This window comes from Desulfatiglans sp. (genome assembly GCA_012513605.1).
Classification (GTDB): domain Bacteria; phylum Desulfobacterota; class DSM-4660; order Desulfatiglandales; family HGW-15; genus JAAZBV01.
In genome coordinates, this window is sequence record JAAZBV010000034.1 from 1 (window position 1) to 16,779 (window position 16,779).

Sequence of the window (16,779 nt, forward strand, 5' to 3'; positions counted from 1 at the left end):
AGTAATTTATATAAATTACTACTACTGTTCACATGGTCTAAGGCTAGAGGTATGACTAAAATAACAATTAACACTAATTTGGCTTGACAAGTGGTCCCATAGAAGAGACAAGGCATGCCTTGTCTCTGATGTGGGGCATAAAACCAATATTGTTAACTCAGCCATTTCGTTGGATCGCCCTGATATTACAGCATCTCAGGGATTATTTCTGTCAACTTTGTAGGTCATACACCTATTGTCTTTTTTAAAGGAACTCAATGTCGCCAATCGAGATATGGGCCTCTTCAAGCAACTGTTTGGTCAGGCGGAGACCATGACTGTTTACCCATTTTTGGATTTTAGTTGCCATATCAAATATCACTGAAGGATATCCAAAGCTTAGCTAATTCCGGTCTTTTAATAGATGCAGGCATCAAGTATCGACAAGACATTGTCAAGCAGATCATTAGAAGCCCTTCCGACAGTCTTGGCTTGACGTGCAATGTAATCAATGGACTTGACCTGCTCTACCATAACAAATCCAGTCATATGTGGTTCTCCTGTGACCGCTACATGAAAAGGGTAGCTTCGATCGGTGGTAGTCAGGGGACAGACAATGGCAAGGCCTGTCCGCTGATTAAACAGGGTATTGCTCACAACGAGTGCAGGACGCCGCCCTTTCTGTTCATGACCGGACTGGGGATCAAAACTGACAGTGATGAAGTCTCCCTTTTTCGGAACATATGTTCCCACCTACCAGGCCTCCTTACCAACTGGCTGGCCCCAGTCGATTTCCTCAGCCTTGCGATTTTTAGGTATACGCGACACCAGTTCCTGCAAGCTACATTTACCGCGAACCTTTCTTACCGGCGCCACAACTATGATGCCGTCCTTCGCTGTTACGTCAACGTCGTCGCCAATCGATATATGAGCATCTTCAAGCACCTGTTTAGCCAGGCGTAGACCCTGACTGTTTCCCCACTTTTGGATTTTAGTTACCATATTAAACCTCTCTGATGGATAGCCAAAGTATAGCCAATAGGGGTTTAAGTGTCAAGCCAGGAAAAGCCTCTCAACCCGAATGATTGTTCATCCTTTTACCTTTTTACCTGCGTCCATCAGTTTGTTATGCCTTTTTCTCCCATTGGTCTCGTTTGACCTGTAATTCATCTCTTAACCATCTCTTAGCGTCGAGTAATGTAGTAATGTATGATCCATCCGATTTCATTAGGATCCATCCATCAACTATTTTGTCCGGATAATAAAATCTGAGGAAATGTAGTGGCTCAGGAGAGTATCGAATTATATCCACTCGTCTTGGTTTTTCCATTTTACCATTAATTCCAGTAATAATTCTACGGCCAGTGGGCTGGTTATTCTTCATAAGGCGAACAGTACGAAGAACGTTAGGATTAAGCTGACGGTATTCATCCACTAATTTGAAAAATTTTACCAACTGATTTTCCAGTTTAACCGAATACCTCTCTAAGGCATTTGCCCATCCAATTGAAGTTTCCCACCCTGTATAATAGTTAACCCAAATTAAAAAATGGTGTCCCATTTGAGGAACGGGCTCTATGATACTGTGATTATTAAGTGCAGAGTATTAACCCAAAATTTCTGATTCTAATTCATGGATAGATTGAACGTACATTCTTGGTCGTTCACGGATCAGATCAAGCCACGTAAATATATTACTGTTTTTTTTCATCGAATTCTCTCACTCTATGGGCATAACATATGACTATCAGGCATATATTTCACTTTAATTGTTCACAGGGCATAGCATAAAGAGAAACAAAAATAGCCATGCCCTGTTTATAAACAAGTCTAGAACTTTGCCCTTGGTATGGATGCCTCCTTCATGCTGTCGGCCATTGTCCAGAAGTATGCCTCACCGGTATAGAGATGAAAGACCGCAAGAAGTGGATTATCTGGCTCGGTAATGCCCATGGTCTTAAGAAATGGCCTTTCGGCTATGCATTTTTTCTTAATCTCCATATCCTCAATGATCTTCATCTTGCCGGAAACCCTCATTACCTTGCTGAAATTTGGCATTGTGAAATAGACCTCAACTTTACTGTTTTTCTCTATCTGTTTATAGAGCGCCTTTACAGACTGGGCCTGAAACCAGAAACCTGTTTCATCAGCATACCACATGCCCACTGCCCTCACCCTTGGCTGGTCACCCTCAACAGTTGCAAGATAACACATAGGATTTTCATTTGCGAATTTGGTATATTCCTCGATACTCATATTGGCCTCCATTATTAAAGGTTGGATATAATGTGCCGACGCTGAAATAGATATTGCCGGTCTTTCTATAAATTGGATGGCTTAATTTATGACCTAACCCCCTGCTATTGTCAAGGTATTCATGCCTCATAACCTTACCATAACTGGAGAAAAGGGTTGACAATAAAAACCCTCTCAGATAGAAAAACCGAACACTCGGTAAAGTGTACGTCAGGAACTCAAAATTGATCCTGCATAATAATGATATTTGTACTCTTATTAATGGAGCAAGTTATGATCAGTAAAAACCTTCTGTTCCGACTCTCTTCTTTTATCTTCCTCATGATCCTGATTGACTCAGCCTTTTTCATTTCACATGCAGAGGCGCAAAAGGCCAAAGTTATAAGGCTGGTGGTGCCTGCCGCAGCCGGTGATCCGCTTACTATCAAGGATGAGGAGCTGGCAAAAAGATTCAATGAACGTGTAAATGGCCGTTACAGGATACAGGTTTTTCCGGGTGAATCACTTGCACGCATACCAGAATACTTTGATGCAGTACGGGTCGGGGCCATAGAGATGGCCGATGTGGCGTGGGGCATATATTCAGGCTCTGACCCCAGGCTCTCCCTCATAGAGACCCCCTTTCTCTTTAACAGCATAGAGGCGGGCATGGCAGCGACAAAAGAGCTCCTTCCCCTTCACGATAAAATACTCCAGGAAAGGTTTAATGCAAAGGCGCTGGGGCTTATGCATTTTAGCGGTATTGAACTGATTATGCGCAAACCAGTAACAAGGCTTGAAGAGTGGAAGGGAAGAATGATTGGGGCCATAAGCCCTGCCATGTCAAGGATGATAAAGGATCTTGGCGGGTCGCCTGTTACGGTAATGTGGACAGACCTTTATACCAGTCTCCAGAAGGGTGTTATAGACGGCACTGCCAACGGCATCCACGGAAGCATAGAAAACGGGCTTCTGGATGTCTGCTCTGATGTGACATATTTTTTTGGCGCCGCCGCATGGAACGGCTACACCATCAACCTGAATCTCTGGAACAGCATGCCCCCTGATGTCCAAAAGATCCTTATTGAGGAGACCGAAAAGGCGGTTGACTGGATGCATAATAAACTTCTTGAATATGAAAAAGAGGATATGCAGACATTTATAAAAGGCGGGAAAAAGATTCACATCATCTCAAAAGAGGAGCGCGACAGGTGGAGAGAAAGGCTTTTACCATACCAGAAACAGCAGATAGAGAGTATGGGAGAGTTCGGTAAAAGGGTAAAGGAGATTGCAGATGATGTTAACAGCAGGTATCCATACCAGGTAAAAACCATCAGCGTGGAGTAAAAATGTCTCAGGGGCTGCTTAATAAGACAGACAGGGCACTTGAAAGGTTAAGCAATCTTTTTGCCGCACTGAGCGGCATAATGATCCTTTTTATGGCCTTTACGGCGACATACGGTGTTGTGAGAAGATATCTCTTTAAAAGCCCGGAACCATACTCCTATGAACTGAGCACCATATTCCTCTTATGGACCTTTGTGCTTGCGCTCGCCTATCTTGAAAAACTGGATGGTCACCTGAGGGTAGATTTTTTTATCGTGCTTCTCCCTGAAAAGATCAGGCTTTTCCTGCTCAATGTAGCAGGCCCCTTTTTCGGCCTTGTGTTCTGTTCTGTTTTGACCTGGGAGGGGTGGAGATCTGCCGCATACTCCCTTGAGATAGGAGAGACAAGCATGTCTGTATGGGCTATCCCCCTTTTTCCTGTAAAAATTGTTATTCCTTTTGGATATGGCCTGCTCTGTATCGTGCTGTTATTGAAGATCATAAGAGGTTTTATAAATATTGATGGGCGTAAGATGTAATTGACATTGTTTTTATCTGGTAGCTCAACCTGGAGAGAGATTGGATTACAACACCGCATCCCTTTTATGTGCAGGATTAATGCTTTTCCTGCTGCTGATAGGCGTGCCCATAGCATATGCACTGGGATTCAGCTCAATAGTGGTCGGCTATTTTGCCTTTGGAAGCTTTGCCCTCCAGAAGGCGGGCTGGACAACATTTCAGTTACTCTATAATCTTACCTGGACCCCGCTTCCCCTTTTTACACTTATGTCATTTCTGATTGCAGAGACCAGGATGGGTGAACACCTGTTCAGGGCAGCAAGAAACTGGATGTCAAGGCTGCCGGGCGGTCTTTTTGTTGCCGCCATTATGGGCGAGGCGGGCATGGCTGCGGCCCTTGGGGCAAGCGGGCCTACCATAATCGCTGTTGGCAATGTGGCAGTGCCTGAATTCAAAAGATACTCATACAGCAAGGCCATTGGCCTTGGGGCATTAACAAGCGGGGGAGTGCTTGGGCCGCTTATCCCGCCAAGCGCAACAATGATTATCTATGCCATACTTGCCAATGTGCCCCTTGGTCACCTCTTTATTGCAGGTGTTATGCCGGGGCTCCTTCTGGCAGCCATGCTCTCAATCGTGCCGGTTATCATGTGCGCCAGAAACCCGCTTCTTGGAAGGGCCGCAGGAAGGGTAAGCTGGGAAGAGAGATTCTCATCGCTCAGGCTTATATGGCCTGTTGTGCTTGTGATGTTCGGTATCCTGGGCTCTATCTATTTCGGGATTGCAACACCAACCGAGGCAGGGGGCGTGGGCTGCTTTATTGTGCTTGTTGTGGCGATCCTCTTTTTTGATCTGAGGTTAAAGGGGCTATACAGGGCAATAGTTCAGACCGCTGTACTTAACTCAACCATAATGATCATACTTGTGGGCTCATCCTTTTTCACATATGTGTTTGGCAGCTCATCAGTAGCACAGAACCTCTCTCTGGTTATTGCCTCTTTAAACATGCCGCCAATGGCGGTTATTGTGGCCATAATGTTTTTACTCCTGGTTCTGGGATGTTTCATAGACGGGATTACCATCATGATGCTTACTATCCCTATCTTTGTACCGATAATAACTGAACTCGGGTTTGACCCGGTATGGTTCGGCATACTGTTTGTAATTAACATGGAGATAGCCCTTATAACCCCGCCAATGGGGATCAACTTTTTTCTTGTGAGAAACAATTTTGATATTTCAAGCATGGAACTCTTAAAAGGGGTGTTTCCATTTTTGATTATGCTTGTAATTTTTCTGGCAATAACAGTAATATTCCCCCAGATCAGTTTATGGCTTCCGGGGTTGATGAGAGGGAATTGAGAGGGCTCAGGGCTTAAGGCGCAGGGTAAGATAAGGGTATTTCTGTAGGGGCAGGCCTGTGTGCCTGCCCGTATCAGTTTGCATGTGGTAGAAATTTCAGGCAACCACAGGGGGTTGCCACTACAGATATTTATTTTGCAAAGAGAAGTATTCCGGATAGAAAATCGGATTTGATTGACAGGAGAATGGAATGAAATACAGCAAATACATAGTCCAGGGCATAACCCCTGAGATGAAGAGGATGTCATATGCGGGGAAACCCCAGGATATCCCCCCTGAAAATGCAAAGCGGATCGCCTGGATGGATGACCACATTGTAGAAGGCGCATTCTATACAGAGGCGGTATGGATATGGAAGGGGGACGAGGGCTCTGTTGAGCGGCCCCATACCCATGAGTTTGATGAGGTGATCACCTTTTTCGGGAGCGACTTTAATAACCCGGATGAACTCAATGGTGAAATCGAATTCTGGTATGATGATGAACAGCACATCTTTACAAAAAGCGTTATGCTCTTTATACCAAAGGGGCTCAAACACTGCCCGCTGATCATCAGGAGGGTGGATAAACCCATATTCCATTACACGGCAGGGACAGGGAAGAGTCACTTGCAGGAGATTAAGGGATAATAGAAGATAGGCTTGAGGTCTGAGGTCTGAGGGCAGGAGACAGAAGTCAGAATACAGAGGACAGAGGTCAGAAGTCAGGAGAGAGCAGGAAGGAGGAAGAGAAAATGCGAATAGATGATGTGCAAAGCTATCTGATGGAGAAACCTATAAGGAACAGGCTTAAGGGTAAAAACCAGGGGGAGGTGCTCACCTATGCAAGTGATGCCCTTATACCCGGCCTTAACTATTATGCCCAGCTCAGGTGGATAACAGGCATGCCTGTGCCTGATGTGTCAGACACAGGTCTGGTGAGTGACTGCAACAAGATAGTGCTCTTCTGGGGCAATGATTATAAAGAGCCTGAAAGCTTAGGCGCAGAGATTGAGTTCATGCTTGATGGAACATCTTTAAGGTTCAGCCGTTCAAGCGCCATATTTATCCCGGAGGGTGTTAGCCACGGGCCTGCCACATGGAAGAGCTTTGCATCTCCCCACATGGAGATGACAATCCTTATCAACAGGGGAAATCGAAATGGAGAAATAGCTGCGGATAAGGCAGGCAGTTTGAGGCACATATCTGATCCTGAGAAATACCTGGTACGAAAACCCGCATATGAGGTTGTGGCCCCAACACCAACAAAAAACAGGATGCACCCCTCCATGACCTTTATGAGCAATAACCTTGTGCCTGGCTCAAACACATACCTTGAGTTCAGTTGGATATGGGGCATGCCTGACCCTGATCCACATATCTTTGAGCATGTCCATGATGATTCAAACGAACTGGTTTTCCACATAGGTGGAGACCCTGATAACCCTGAAAGCTTAGGCGCAGAGATAGAGATATTTCTTGATGAACGACCTCTTTTATTAAAAAAGACATGCGCCCTTTATGCGCCTAAAAATGTGACTCACGGCCCGCTTAAATGGAAGAGTTATAAGCGGCCACATATAGAGATGGCCATAATTTTTGATGCAGGTGTGCTTGCCCAGTCTGACCCTGGCGGGCATCAGAAGAATATTAACGTAGAGGATGGGAAATGACCTTAAACAGTTGTAAAAAATATATGGTCACAAATCCCCTTAGAGAGGCGGGTAAAGATATCAAAGGAAGAAGCGCCCCTGTTATGACATATATGAGTAATGACCTTGTGCCGGGGTGCAACAAATATATTGATATAAGCTGGATAACAGGCATGCCTGATCCCAATCCCCATGTTATTGAACATGTGCTTGACTATGACAGGGTGATCTTTTTTGTGGGGAGCGACCCATTTAACCTTGAAGATCTGGGCGCAGAGATAACATATTACCTTGGCGGGCAGCCCATAAAATTTGATACAACAACTGCCATCTATATCAAAAGGGGGATAAAGCATGGCCCGGCCATATGGAACTCCTTTTCAAGGCCGCATCTTGAGATATCAATCATCATGGGACCTGAAAAGAATGACAGGGCATGGGTTGACCCGATGCAGAATGGAAAATCATCGGAAATAATCCCTCAGAAAAACGATGAAGTGGATTATGAAAAATATGTGGTAAGAAAACCGCTTATACTTCAGGGTACAGATGTAACAGATGCAATGGAGAGCCCGGCACAGATTTATATGAGCAGCGCCCTTATCTCTGAGAGTAAGCTCTATGTGGATTTTGGCTGGATACCGGGCGTGCCGGGGTTGAATCCTCCTATACCTGACCACTCCCATGATTATGAAGAGGTGGTGCTGCTAGTGGGTAATGACCCAAATAACCCTGAAGTTTTGGGTGCTGAGCTGGAGTTCTGCATAAATGATGAACCCCTCACATTTGATACAACAACAGCGATATATGCCCCGAAATCCTTAAAACACGGGCCGCTTACATGGAAGGGTTTTGAAAGACCCCATTTGCTTATGCCCATAGTCTTCGGTACGGGGTCGATAGCGGAGGCAGCGCCTGCGGGGTATAGGGAATAAGAGGGGTGCAGGGCTCAAGGCACAGGGCCCAGGGTAAAAAATGTAAGGCGCATCCTCCTTCGCTAAAGCTATGGCGGACAAGAGGCACAGGGTATAATAGGGTATAAGGTTTGCGGTTTGAGGTCTGAGGTATTCGGTAAAGAAAAAAAGGAGAAAAGATATGATCAGGGCTACTGTATTTTATCCATCTGGTGAGGGCAGGTTTGATATGGAGTATTATCTCAATTCACACATCCCCTTTGCGGAAAGACTCTTGAAGCCCTACGGGCTTATACGTGCGGAGGTGGACAAAGGCATTTCAGGCGGGGGCCCGGGTGAGGCTGCCCCATTTGCAACTATTGCCTGCATGGTATTTGATAATATGGAGGAGATGACAAAGGGAATGATTGCCCATGACGTTGACCTGTCAGCCGATTTGAAAAACTTCACAGATATAAAGCCCTTTTTCCAGATAAGCGAAATTTTAAGATAAAAATCTTAATTCTTGCTAAAGTGTTTTTATTTGTATTATTATTTCAATCGTATTCGAATCGGGATAAATCAAATAAAAAGATTCAAATCAGCCTGAAATGGAGGTGGGGGTATGTTACTGGATGAGATAGATCTGGCATTGATCAAGGAGTTGGAAAAGGATGCAAGGATTAGCAGTGACGCTTTGGCAAAGAGTCTTGATATCAGCTCCACAACAATAAGGAGAAGGACAAGGAGGTTAATTCAGGAGGATGTAATCAAGATCGTTGCCATCCCTGACCTGAAAAAACTCGGCTACTCCTTTATTGTAGGTATACAGATGGAGCTGGATCAGAAAAAGATCGAGAATGTTACCAAGGAGCTTATTAAGCATCCCAATGTAAGGAGTGTCTGGACTGTCACTGGCAGATACAATCTTACATCTATGGCGGTTTTTAAATCCACAGAGGAGTTTTCAGAGTTTATGCGCTCGGTAGTGGGCGAACTCGATGGCCTGAAATCCGTTGAAACAAACATTTACCTTGAACTGATTGGCTCACAGTCACAGGTGAAATCATAGGCCGCCTGGTGAGGGGAAGCCCTCACTAAAAGGCCATTTTGTTCTGCGTATGCTTCAATGCGACCGTCCCTTGGGATATTCACTTTTATCATCAAAATGGAGGGTAAAATGTACAGGGGGGGATATACAGGCAGGATACTCAGAATCAACCTTACAGATCAATCCATAAAAACAGAACCTTTACCCGAAAATCTTGCAAGGAGCTATATAGGAGGCGCAGGTTTTGGCATTAAACTCCTTTTTGATGAGTTGAAAAAGGGAATCCTCCCTCTCTCCCCTGAAAATAGACTCATATTCGCACCCGGACCGCTTACCGGTACCTCTGTCCCGTGCGCGAGCCGTATGGCGATTACGAGTAAATCACCCCTTACAGGTGCGGTGGGGATCTCTCTTACTGGCGGATATTTTCCTGTGGAGCTCAAGTTTGCAGGATATGATGTCATGATCATAGAAGGCAAATCTGAAAAGCCGGTCTACATTTCTATAAAAGATGACAGCGTAAAAATAAAGAGTGCTGAAAAGGTCTGGGGCATGAAGACCACAGATACCCAGCAGATTATAAAAAACGAACTGAATGATCAGAATACAAGGATAGCCTGTATAGGGCCAGCTGGTGAAAACCAGAGCAGGCTTGCATCCATTATAAATGAACTAAGGGCAGCCGGAAGAAAGGGGCTGGGCGCGGTTATGGGCTCAAAAAATCTCAAGGCAATAGCGGTAAGGGGCACTGGCTCTGTAAGTATTGCATCAAATGAAAGGCTTAAGACCGCCCGTGACTTCATGGCAAAGGAGATGAAGAACAGCCCTGTGCTCTACCCTCAGTTTGCTAAACTCGGTACACCCATGGTGGTGGATGCCTTGAGTGAACTTGGCATATTCCCGGGCAAAAACTATGGGGAGACAGGCGTCTTTGTGCCGGTTGATGAGATAGGGGTAAAGACGCAGCTCACCAGAAATATGGGGAAGGAGCACTGTTATGGTTGCCCGGTAGGGTGCAGCCAGTTAAAGCTTGCAAAGACAGGAGAGTATTCGGGTATTATGTCAGAGGGGCCTGAGTTTGAGACCATGTACTCATTTGGCAGTACAACGGGTGTGGACAATATAGATGCCATTATCGCCGCAGACAGGATATCAGATGAACTGGGCATAGATACTATTTCTGCCGGGGTAACCATAGCCTTTGCAATGGAGCTTTATGAAAAGGGGATAATCAATTCCTCAGATACAGGCGGGATAGAGCTCAAATTCGGAAACCACAGGGCAATGGTGGATATGCTGAGACTAATGGCCTACAGGGAGGGTTTTGGTGATATCCTCTCTGATGGCTCAAAGGCAGCAGCAGAACGTATCGGGAAGGGGTCCGAAAGGTATGCCATGCATGTTAAGGGGCTTGAACTGCCCGGTTATGATGTTAGGGGTGCAAAGGCGCACGGGCTTAACTATGCCACCGCATACACAGGGGCAGACCATAATAGGGGCTATGCATTTCAGGAGATATTTGGCATACCGATCCCTGAACCTGTGGACAGGTTTTCAATTAAGGGGAAGGGGGCGCTCACAAAATGGAATCAGGATGTGCGATCCGCCACCTGTGATGCCCCTACCATGTGCGCATTTCTTCTGGATATGGCTGTTCCAGCGGTTGCTACACAGAATACTGCTAACATTTTAGAGGCGGTTACCGGTTTAAATTTTACCCCGGATGAGATAGAAAAGGTTGGAGAGAGGATGAATAACCTTGCAAGGCTCTTTAATGCAAGGGAGGGTTTTGGCCGTAAGGATGACAATCTCCCTGAAAGGATACTTACAGAACCTATAAAGGATGGCAACTCAAAGGGCAGCTTTATAAGCCGGGAAGAGCTTGATACAATGCTGGATGAGTATTATGCAGCAAGGGGATGGGACAGGGAGGGCATGCCGACAAAGGCCAAGCTTGAGGAATTGGGGTTATGAAGGGTGCGGCTGAATAAATAATAATTGATTTGCACAAGGCTCAAGGCGCAGGGCACAAGGGAAAACATAATAACCCTAAATCTATGATCCTGAATTTTAAATTTGAGATTACAGATCTTCAATTTTGAATCTTCAATCTTGAATTTTCTCCCCCTGCGCCCATCTTTTTATATCCCCATTTCCTGATTTATCAGCACCACCTTTATCCTCCCCTTTGGAAATGATTTTTCAGTAATCGTCCATGAGTTGCATATCCTTGCAGGGCTTTTACAGTCAGCGCATCGGGCTGACTTTACGCACGGCGTCTTCATATCAAGCCTCATGGCATTTATGGGGGCTGCATAGTTTTTTATCCTGTACATGGCATCCTCTAAATCCGCCACTATCTTGTTTCTCCCGGCCAGTATTATCACATTCTTTGGCCCGTAGGTTATTGCCCCAACCCTGTTACCGATCATGTCCAGGTTGATCAGGTGCCCTGCCTCTGTAATTGCATTAGTGCCTGTAATAAAAAGGTCTGTTAGCAATGCCTGCCTGCGCCTTTCAGCCACCTCTTCCTGAGTAAATCTCTTTCTGTCATATGTATCAAGTATCTCATAATCCCTGCTGTTTTTAAGGGCATCATAAATGCCCGATGCAAGGAAGGTCATGGATCCACCCCATGAGATGCTTTTAGGTTTTATATCAGGGATAATTTCCAGCTCCACAATCTCTTTTGCCTTTGCGGCGTCCTTTGCAACAAAGGCATCAAAGTTGTTTTTTATTAATGCGCTTTTTACCTCTTCAAGCCGGTTTGCCCAGTAAAATTCAGCCGGTTTTTCCATTGGTTTTCTCCTTGTTAAATAGGTATTTACCCTTTAAAAATTGCTTTTGTGGACATTTATATAATATTTTGATTACAATGTTGAACAAATTTCAGTGTATGGTTGTCTATTCACTTATACTTTTTTGGCCTTTTAACGACTTATGGGATATTATACCCGGTATTTATTATAAAACCCTGTTTTATAATATGGAGTAAACAGGGAAATGCAATAAAAGAAAACCATCAATTAAAGGAGATGATATCATGAAGAATATCTACAGGCTTTTATTAACAGTATTTTGTCCGGCCCTTCTTGTATTTTCAGGTTGTGCCGCCCATACAAGAAACCTTAACCCTAAGGGTGAGGCACCTTATGATGCAAGTTATGATTTTTCAGATAAAAACAAGATCGTTGAAGGGCTTGTTGCCCCGCTGCTTGCTGCGCCGACCTTTCCGGTAGAAAAAAAGCCGATACTGATTGTTTATCCAGTGGTTAATGAGACATCTGAACATATCAGCACAGGGGGTATCACAGATGCGATCAGGATGAGGCTTATAAATTCAGGCAGGTTCAGGTTTATTGATGAGCGTCAGAGAGAGAACATACAGGAAGAGACCATGTATCAGGATCAGGGTTTTGTTGACCCTGCCATGCGTGTTCAAAAGGGGCGGCAACTGGGGGCAGATTATATCCTGAGCGGGACTCTCAGATCAATAAAGAGTAAACAGCCCAGGCAAATGCGCCTTAATAAAAAAGAGCGAATATACTACAGCCTTGATCTTACTATGACAGACCTTAAGACCGGTGAAATCGCTTATGCGGATCAGGTAGAACTTGCTCGCGAGGCATCAAGACCCATTATAGGCTGGTAGCAAAATAATATGCGCCACAGATATATCCTGCTAATCGTCATACTCCTGTTATCAGGCTGTGCAGGCAGGCCGCTTCAGAAGGCCAGGCTGGACTTCTTTTCAGGCAACCTTGCAGCAGCGGATAAGACCCTTGGAGACTGCCTTCAGCTCCCTTCACGGAACCGATTGCTATGTTATATGGAAAAGGGGTTAATCCTTCATTACATGGGAGCATATGAGGAGAGTACAGATATACTTCTGAGGGCATCCAGGTTTGTAAAGGATCAGGATTTTGTAAGCATCAAAGATCAGTCAGCAGCAGTAATGATCAACGACCTCACTGCCACTTACAAGGGCGAATATGCTGAAAGGCTCTGGATACATACATTCCTGATGATAAATTTCCTCTTGCAGGGGAGGCATGAGAGCGCCCTTGTGGAGGCCAAGCAGGCACTTGAGGTCTTTGACGAATATCCTGACTCACTTGAAAATGACCTTTTTACAAGGGCGCTTATTGCACTGTGTTTTGAGAACATGAACCAGCCTGACAGCGCCCGTATAGAATATGAAAAGCTGGCAAGGGCTATGGCGAGGGAATCATATCGGCCTGAACCGGTTACACAGGGTAAGGGTGAGCTGGTGCTCTTTATAGCCCAGGGGCGGATACCCGCCAAGGTCTCTTCCGATGTTGTATTGCCGCCGTCTATAAGGATATCTGTACCCAGGTATGAAGAGACCTCTGCCTACCCAACTGCGGATATAAAGGTGAATGACACTGCTATATACCCTTATACTGTAGAAACAGATATGGGTGAGGTTGCCAAGGCATCCCTTAATGACCGGGCAGCACAGTATCTTACAAGGCAGGCACTCAGGGCAGGCGCAAAGGAGGCAATCGCCCAAAAGGTAGGTAAAGAAAATGAGCTTGCTGAAGTGCTGGCCAGGGTTGTCCTTTTTCTTTTAGAGGAGGCAGATACCCGCTCATGGGAGACCCTGCCAGGAAGCCTTACCCTTGCCAGGGTCACGCTGGATGCGGGCATGCATGATATTACTGTCTCTTCAGGGTATTCTAACCCTATCCGGCTAAAGGATGTTGATATTCAGGCCGGGAAAAGGGTGTACAGATCTGTAAGATTTTAGTAATTCACCACAGAGGCACAGAGTTCACAGAGGGTTTTTATTATAATGTTTTTCTCACTGTGCTCTCCGTACACTTGTATGGTTGAAGTGAAAGACTAAAATTTAACCGCAAAGACGCAAAGGGCGCTAAGAAAAATAAAAATTATTTTTATATAAAAGCTTTTCCCCGTGCTCTCCGCCTGTCCCGCCATAGCTTTAGCGAAGGCGGATGTACTCCGTGGTAAAAATGTATTATGTTATACTTTCTCAATGCCTTTAAGATACACAATCGATTGGAGAAAACATGGCATATCAAAATGATCTATCTGAAACAGGCAGCAATAAAAAGCGGCCAAATCCTCTGTTAATTGCCCTTATTATTTTTGGTGTTGTCATTGTAACCGCAATCGTTACTGTATGGCTGACCATGATGTTCCTCTTTCCAAAGGAGTTCAGGCCTGTAAAGCTGAGCGAGCGTGAAAAAATAACCCTTGAGCAAAAGATATCCAGACTTGACACAACAGGGATATCTGACAGAGTTGGTAGAGAAAATAAAAAAACCAAACCTGAAAAACCGGTAAAACCGGAGAAATACAGCGAAGAAGGGGCAGCAAGGGAGATAAGGTTTACCGAGCGAGAGATAAATGGCCTTATAGCCAATAACACTGACCTTGCCTCAAGGCTTGCAATAGAATTGTCTGATGACCTTGCCAGCGCAAAGCTCCTGATCCCAATGGAGCCGGATTTTCCGATCGTTGGCGGTAAAACCCTGAAAATAACAGCAGGTCTTGAACTTAAATATGTAAATGGTAAACCTGTTATTGCCTTAAGAGGCGTAAGCCTCATGGGTGTGCCAATGCCAAATGCCTGGCTTGGAAATTTAAAGAATGTTGACCTGGTAAAGGAGTTTGGTAGTGAGGCTGGTTTCTGGAAGTTCTTTTCAGAAGGTATAGAGTATATACGTGTTAAAGATGGGAAGATTACAGTAAGGCTCAGAGAATAAAAGAGCGGTCCTTCAGGAAAAAGAAATGGGGAAGAGGTTATTCACCTCTTCCCCATTAATCATGAATGGGTTAACCATTAACCCTATTTGAGGAGTTTTTTACGTCCAAAACCCGCAAGACCTATTAAGCCTGCGCCAAGAAGAAGCATTGTAGCGGGTTCGGGAACTGGGGCTGGCATCCTTACCAGGTAGTTCTGTCCGCCTTGTCCTTCATCAAGCCCGATAAATGTATCGCCATATAGCAACCCTGGACTTACAGCAAGCCACCAGTTATTTGTGTCCATATAATTGATACTATTACTTAGTATGCCATTTACAGTTGTTGGAAGATAAGCTGACTGGAAAAAACCGCTAGATAAATTGGTATCATTAAAATCAAATATAGTTTCCCATATTGCTACCTGGGCAGCGGCTTTATTAGTTAAATAATTCATTTCTGCGATTTTGGCGGCAGCCTGATATTTTGCTCTAATACTCTCATCAATTACATCAAGGGTAATCAAAGTATATGGACTTGAGCCAAGTATCCCAGGCGCATTTTCAACACAGAAAACCTCGTTGCTGAGCAGAAGGCCTAATCCACCATCAGATAATTCATAATCAAGATAATAGTCTCCAGAACTCGTATCAAAAGTTGCATTTCCAGTAGGTGATTTAGCTACTAAGTTCAAATTAACACCAGAAATAATATCTGCAATAGCAGAAACAGGAACAAGTAAAAACATTAACATTACTAACAACAGTTTAATCCTTTTCATAGTTTTTCTCCCTCGCTTACTCCAATTTATATTCAAAATAAAAATATTTTTTGATTTCTTGTTTACAGATATAGCAACTGCCATGCCAATATGGAAAATATTCGTCAATTATAAAAAGTCTAGAAAATAGCTATGAATACAGCATGTTACAGGCAGCAGATTTTAGGGTGGGAAATAAAATAGAAATAAAACCTAAAAGTGTGTAAAAGTTTGCCAAAAATTAGTGTAAAGTAATTCCTAACATTGGAAATAAAATATATAGAATAAAGGAGGGCTGAAGGCTCAAAGTTGGAAGGGGGAAGAAAGAGGCTGAAGTCTGAGGGTCAAAGTTCTTTTGTATTTCTTGCCAAAGAGGCTATTATATCCGGACTTCTGTAAATAGTTTATATGACGCCCCTTTGGAGCTTTGTTTTTTGTTATCGGTTTTTCTATTAATATGCCACCCCTTTGGGGTTAAAAACAATTTTCTACCTGAATTTTGTACCGGGTTTCGTAGTGCGGTAAAGAAAGCTCGTGTTTAAAGCTAAATTGGAATGATTTTACTCCGCAAGTCAATCAGCTATATGGAGAGAATTAAAATTATGAAAAGCCTTTTGATTTTATTGCAGAGACGGGTTCTATCCGCCGCCGCAGTATGGATATGGCGCATTGTCGTCAAGCTAAGGCGAAAAGCAAAATCCTAAAGCAATATCTCACGCAGAGGTGCAAAGAACACTAAGAAAATCAAATGCTTTTTAACATAATATTTTTTTTCTTAACTTTGTGAGCTTTGTGACTTTGTGTGAGAAATGATTTTTCGTCTTGAATTATGAATAGATGTTTTTCTCATGGATCTTTATCTTATATCCCCTACCAAGTAATATGTTTTCGGTACGATATTTTTGCTAACTTGTCGCCAATGGGCTATGGCGGGACAATAACCCGTCTCTACATAATAGATACCTGGTGTGAAACCCAGGCTTTAATCTCTATGGGCAAACAATAAAAGCGCCATAGGTGCGGTATATTAATAGAACTATATGTTTGCCATTATTATCAGCCCCATCGGGGCGAAATATTAATCACATTTATACTGCCCTCCTGTGATGCTGTGAATATCTCGGTGCTGTTTAACCCTTATCTTTGCTCACAAATTCTTATGAGAAGCCAAACAAGAAGCATTTCTGCATCTCAAAACCTTAAAAATCCTTCCTTTTTGAGGTTTTGAAGTGTTTGAGTTGATTTTTACATATTGTTGGCATATCTTCACCATGTTTTAAGAACATTACAACGTT

General features: G+C 44.0%; 18 protein-coding genes. 12 read left to right on the forward strand and 6 right to left on the reverse strand.

All coding sequences use genetic code 11. From position 1 onward, the window contains the following. Positions 1-396: 396 nt before the first annotated feature. The 4 genes from GX654_04140 to GX654_04155 all read right to left on the reverse strand — a co-directional run bounded on the left by GX654_04140 (position 397) and on the right by GX654_04155 (position 2,235). The gene (locus GX654_04140) at positions 397-732 is read right to left on the reverse strand and encodes an mRNA-degrading endonuclease (GenBank protein NLD36039.1); all 336 of its coding nucleotides are present in this window, start codon (positions 730-732) and stop codon (positions 397-399) included. Beyond that, positions 733-981 carry an AbrB/MazE/SpoVT family DNA-binding domain-containing protein gene (locus tag GX654_04145; protein ID NLD36040.1) on the reverse strand — a complete coding sequence of 83 codons (249 nt, stop codon included), beginning with the start codon at positions 979-981 and terminating at the stop codon, positions 733-735. Positions 982-1,105: 124 nt separating this feature from the next. Then, complete coding sequence (locus GX654_04150; protein NLD36041.1) at positions 1,106-1,540, reverse strand: hypothetical protein; 435 nt, start codon at positions 1,538-1,540, stop codon at positions 1,106-1,108. 269 nt (positions 1,541-1,809) lie between these two features. Then, entirely contained in the window at positions 1,810-2,235 is a 426-nt protein-coding gene (locus GX654_04155; protein ID NLD36042.1) for a pyridoxamine 5'-phosphate oxidase family protein, read from the reverse strand. A 273-nt stretch (positions 2,236-2,508) separates the two neighbouring features. Between GX654_04155 and dctP the strand changes: the two genes are divergently transcribed. The 9 genes from dctP to GX654_04200 all read left to right on the forward strand — a co-directional run bounded on the left by dctP (position 2,509) and on the right by GX654_04200 (position 10,968). Next, positions 2,509-3,561, forward strand: coding sequence for a TRAP transporter substrate-binding protein DctP (gene dctP, locus GX654_04160; GenBank protein ID NLD36043.1), 1,053 nt, complete (start codon positions 2,509-2,511; stop codon positions 3,559-3,561). A 2-nt stretch (positions 3,562-3,563) separates the two neighbouring features. After that, entirely contained in the window at positions 3,564-4,079 is a 516-nt protein-coding gene (locus GX654_04165) for a TRAP transporter small permease (protein ID NLD36044.1), read from the forward strand. Positions 4,080-4,119: 40 nt separating this feature from the next. Continuing rightward, positions 4,120-5,421: a TRAP transporter large permease subunit gene (locus GX654_04170; GenBank protein ID NLD36045.1), complete on the forward strand. Its 1,302-nt coding sequence runs from the start codon at positions 4,120-4,122 to the stop codon at positions 5,419-5,421. Between the two features lie 190 nt (positions 5,422-5,611). After that, positions 5,612-6,049, forward strand: a complete 438-nt coding sequence (locus GX654_04175) for a hypothetical protein (GenBank protein ID NLD36046.1) — start codon at positions 5,612-5,614, stop codon at positions 6,047-6,049. Positions 6,050-6,153: 104 nt separating this feature from the next. Continuing rightward, positions 6,154-7,071 (forward strand): hypothetical protein, encoded by a 918-nt coding sequence (locus GX654_04180; GenBank protein NLD36047.1) that lies wholly within the window; start codon positions 6,154-6,156, stop codon positions 7,069-7,071. Further along, positions 7,068-7,985, forward strand: a complete 918-nt coding sequence (locus tag GX654_04185) for a hypothetical protein (protein NLD36048.1) — start codon at positions 7,068-7,070, stop codon at positions 7,983-7,985. Before GX654_04180 ends, GX654_04185 begins: the two co-directional genes overlap by 4 nt. A gap of 160 nt (positions 7,986-8,145) precedes the next feature. Beyond that, positions 8,146-8,457, forward strand: a complete 312-nt coding sequence (locus GX654_04190; GenBank protein NLD36049.1) for an EthD family reductase — start codon at positions 8,146-8,148, stop codon at positions 8,455-8,457. A 111-nt stretch (positions 8,458-8,568) separates the two neighbouring features. Next, positions 8,569-9,015 carry an Lrp/AsnC family transcriptional regulator gene (locus tag GX654_04195; GenBank protein NLD36050.1) on the forward strand — a complete coding sequence of 149 codons (447 nt, stop codon included), beginning with the start codon at positions 8,569-8,571 and terminating at the stop codon, positions 9,013-9,015. Between the two features lie 108 nt (positions 9,016-9,123). After that, entirely contained in the window at positions 9,124-10,968 is a 1,845-nt protein-coding gene (locus tag GX654_04200; protein NLD36051.1) for an aldehyde ferredoxin oxidoreductase family protein, read from the forward strand. A 167-nt stretch (positions 10,969-11,135) separates the two neighbouring features. On the opposite strand, the gene GX654_04205 is transcribed toward GX654_04200, so the two are convergent. Further along, on the reverse strand, positions 11,136-11,792 hold the full coding sequence (locus tag GX654_04205; GenBank protein ID NLD36052.1) for a lactate utilization protein: 657 nt from the start codon (positions 11,790-11,792) through the stop codon (positions 11,136-11,138). Positions 11,793-12,037: 245 nt separating this feature from the next. On the opposite strand from GX654_04205, the gene GX654_04210 reads away from it, so the two are divergent. The 3 genes from GX654_04210 (at position 12,038) to GX654_04220 (ending at position 14,747) form a co-directional block, all read left to right on the forward strand. Continuing rightward, positions 12,038-12,646 carry a hypothetical protein gene (locus tag GX654_04210; protein NLD36053.1) on the forward strand — a complete coding sequence of 203 codons (609 nt, stop codon included), beginning with the start codon at positions 12,038-12,040 and terminating at the stop codon, positions 12,644-12,646. 9 nt (positions 12,647-12,655) lie between these two features. Beyond that, on the forward strand, positions 12,656-13,765 hold the full coding sequence (locus GX654_04215) for a hypothetical protein (protein ID NLD36054.1): 1,110 nt from the start codon (positions 12,656-12,658) through the stop codon (positions 13,763-13,765). A 340-nt stretch (positions 13,766-14,105) separates the two neighbouring features. After that, complete coding sequence (locus tag GX654_04220; protein ID NLD36055.1) at positions 14,106-14,747, forward strand: arginine N-succinyltransferase; 642 nt, start codon at positions 14,106-14,108, stop codon at positions 14,745-14,747. An 83-nt stretch (positions 14,748-14,830) separates the two neighbouring features. On the opposite strand, the gene GX654_04225 is transcribed toward GX654_04220, so the two are convergent. Beyond that, a complete protein-coding gene (locus GX654_04225) occupies positions 14,831-15,181 on the reverse strand; it encodes a PEP-CTERM sorting domain-containing protein (GenBank protein ID NLD36056.1) in 351 nt (116 codons plus the stop codon). Between the last annotated feature and the right edge of the window lie 1,598 nt (positions 15,182-16,779).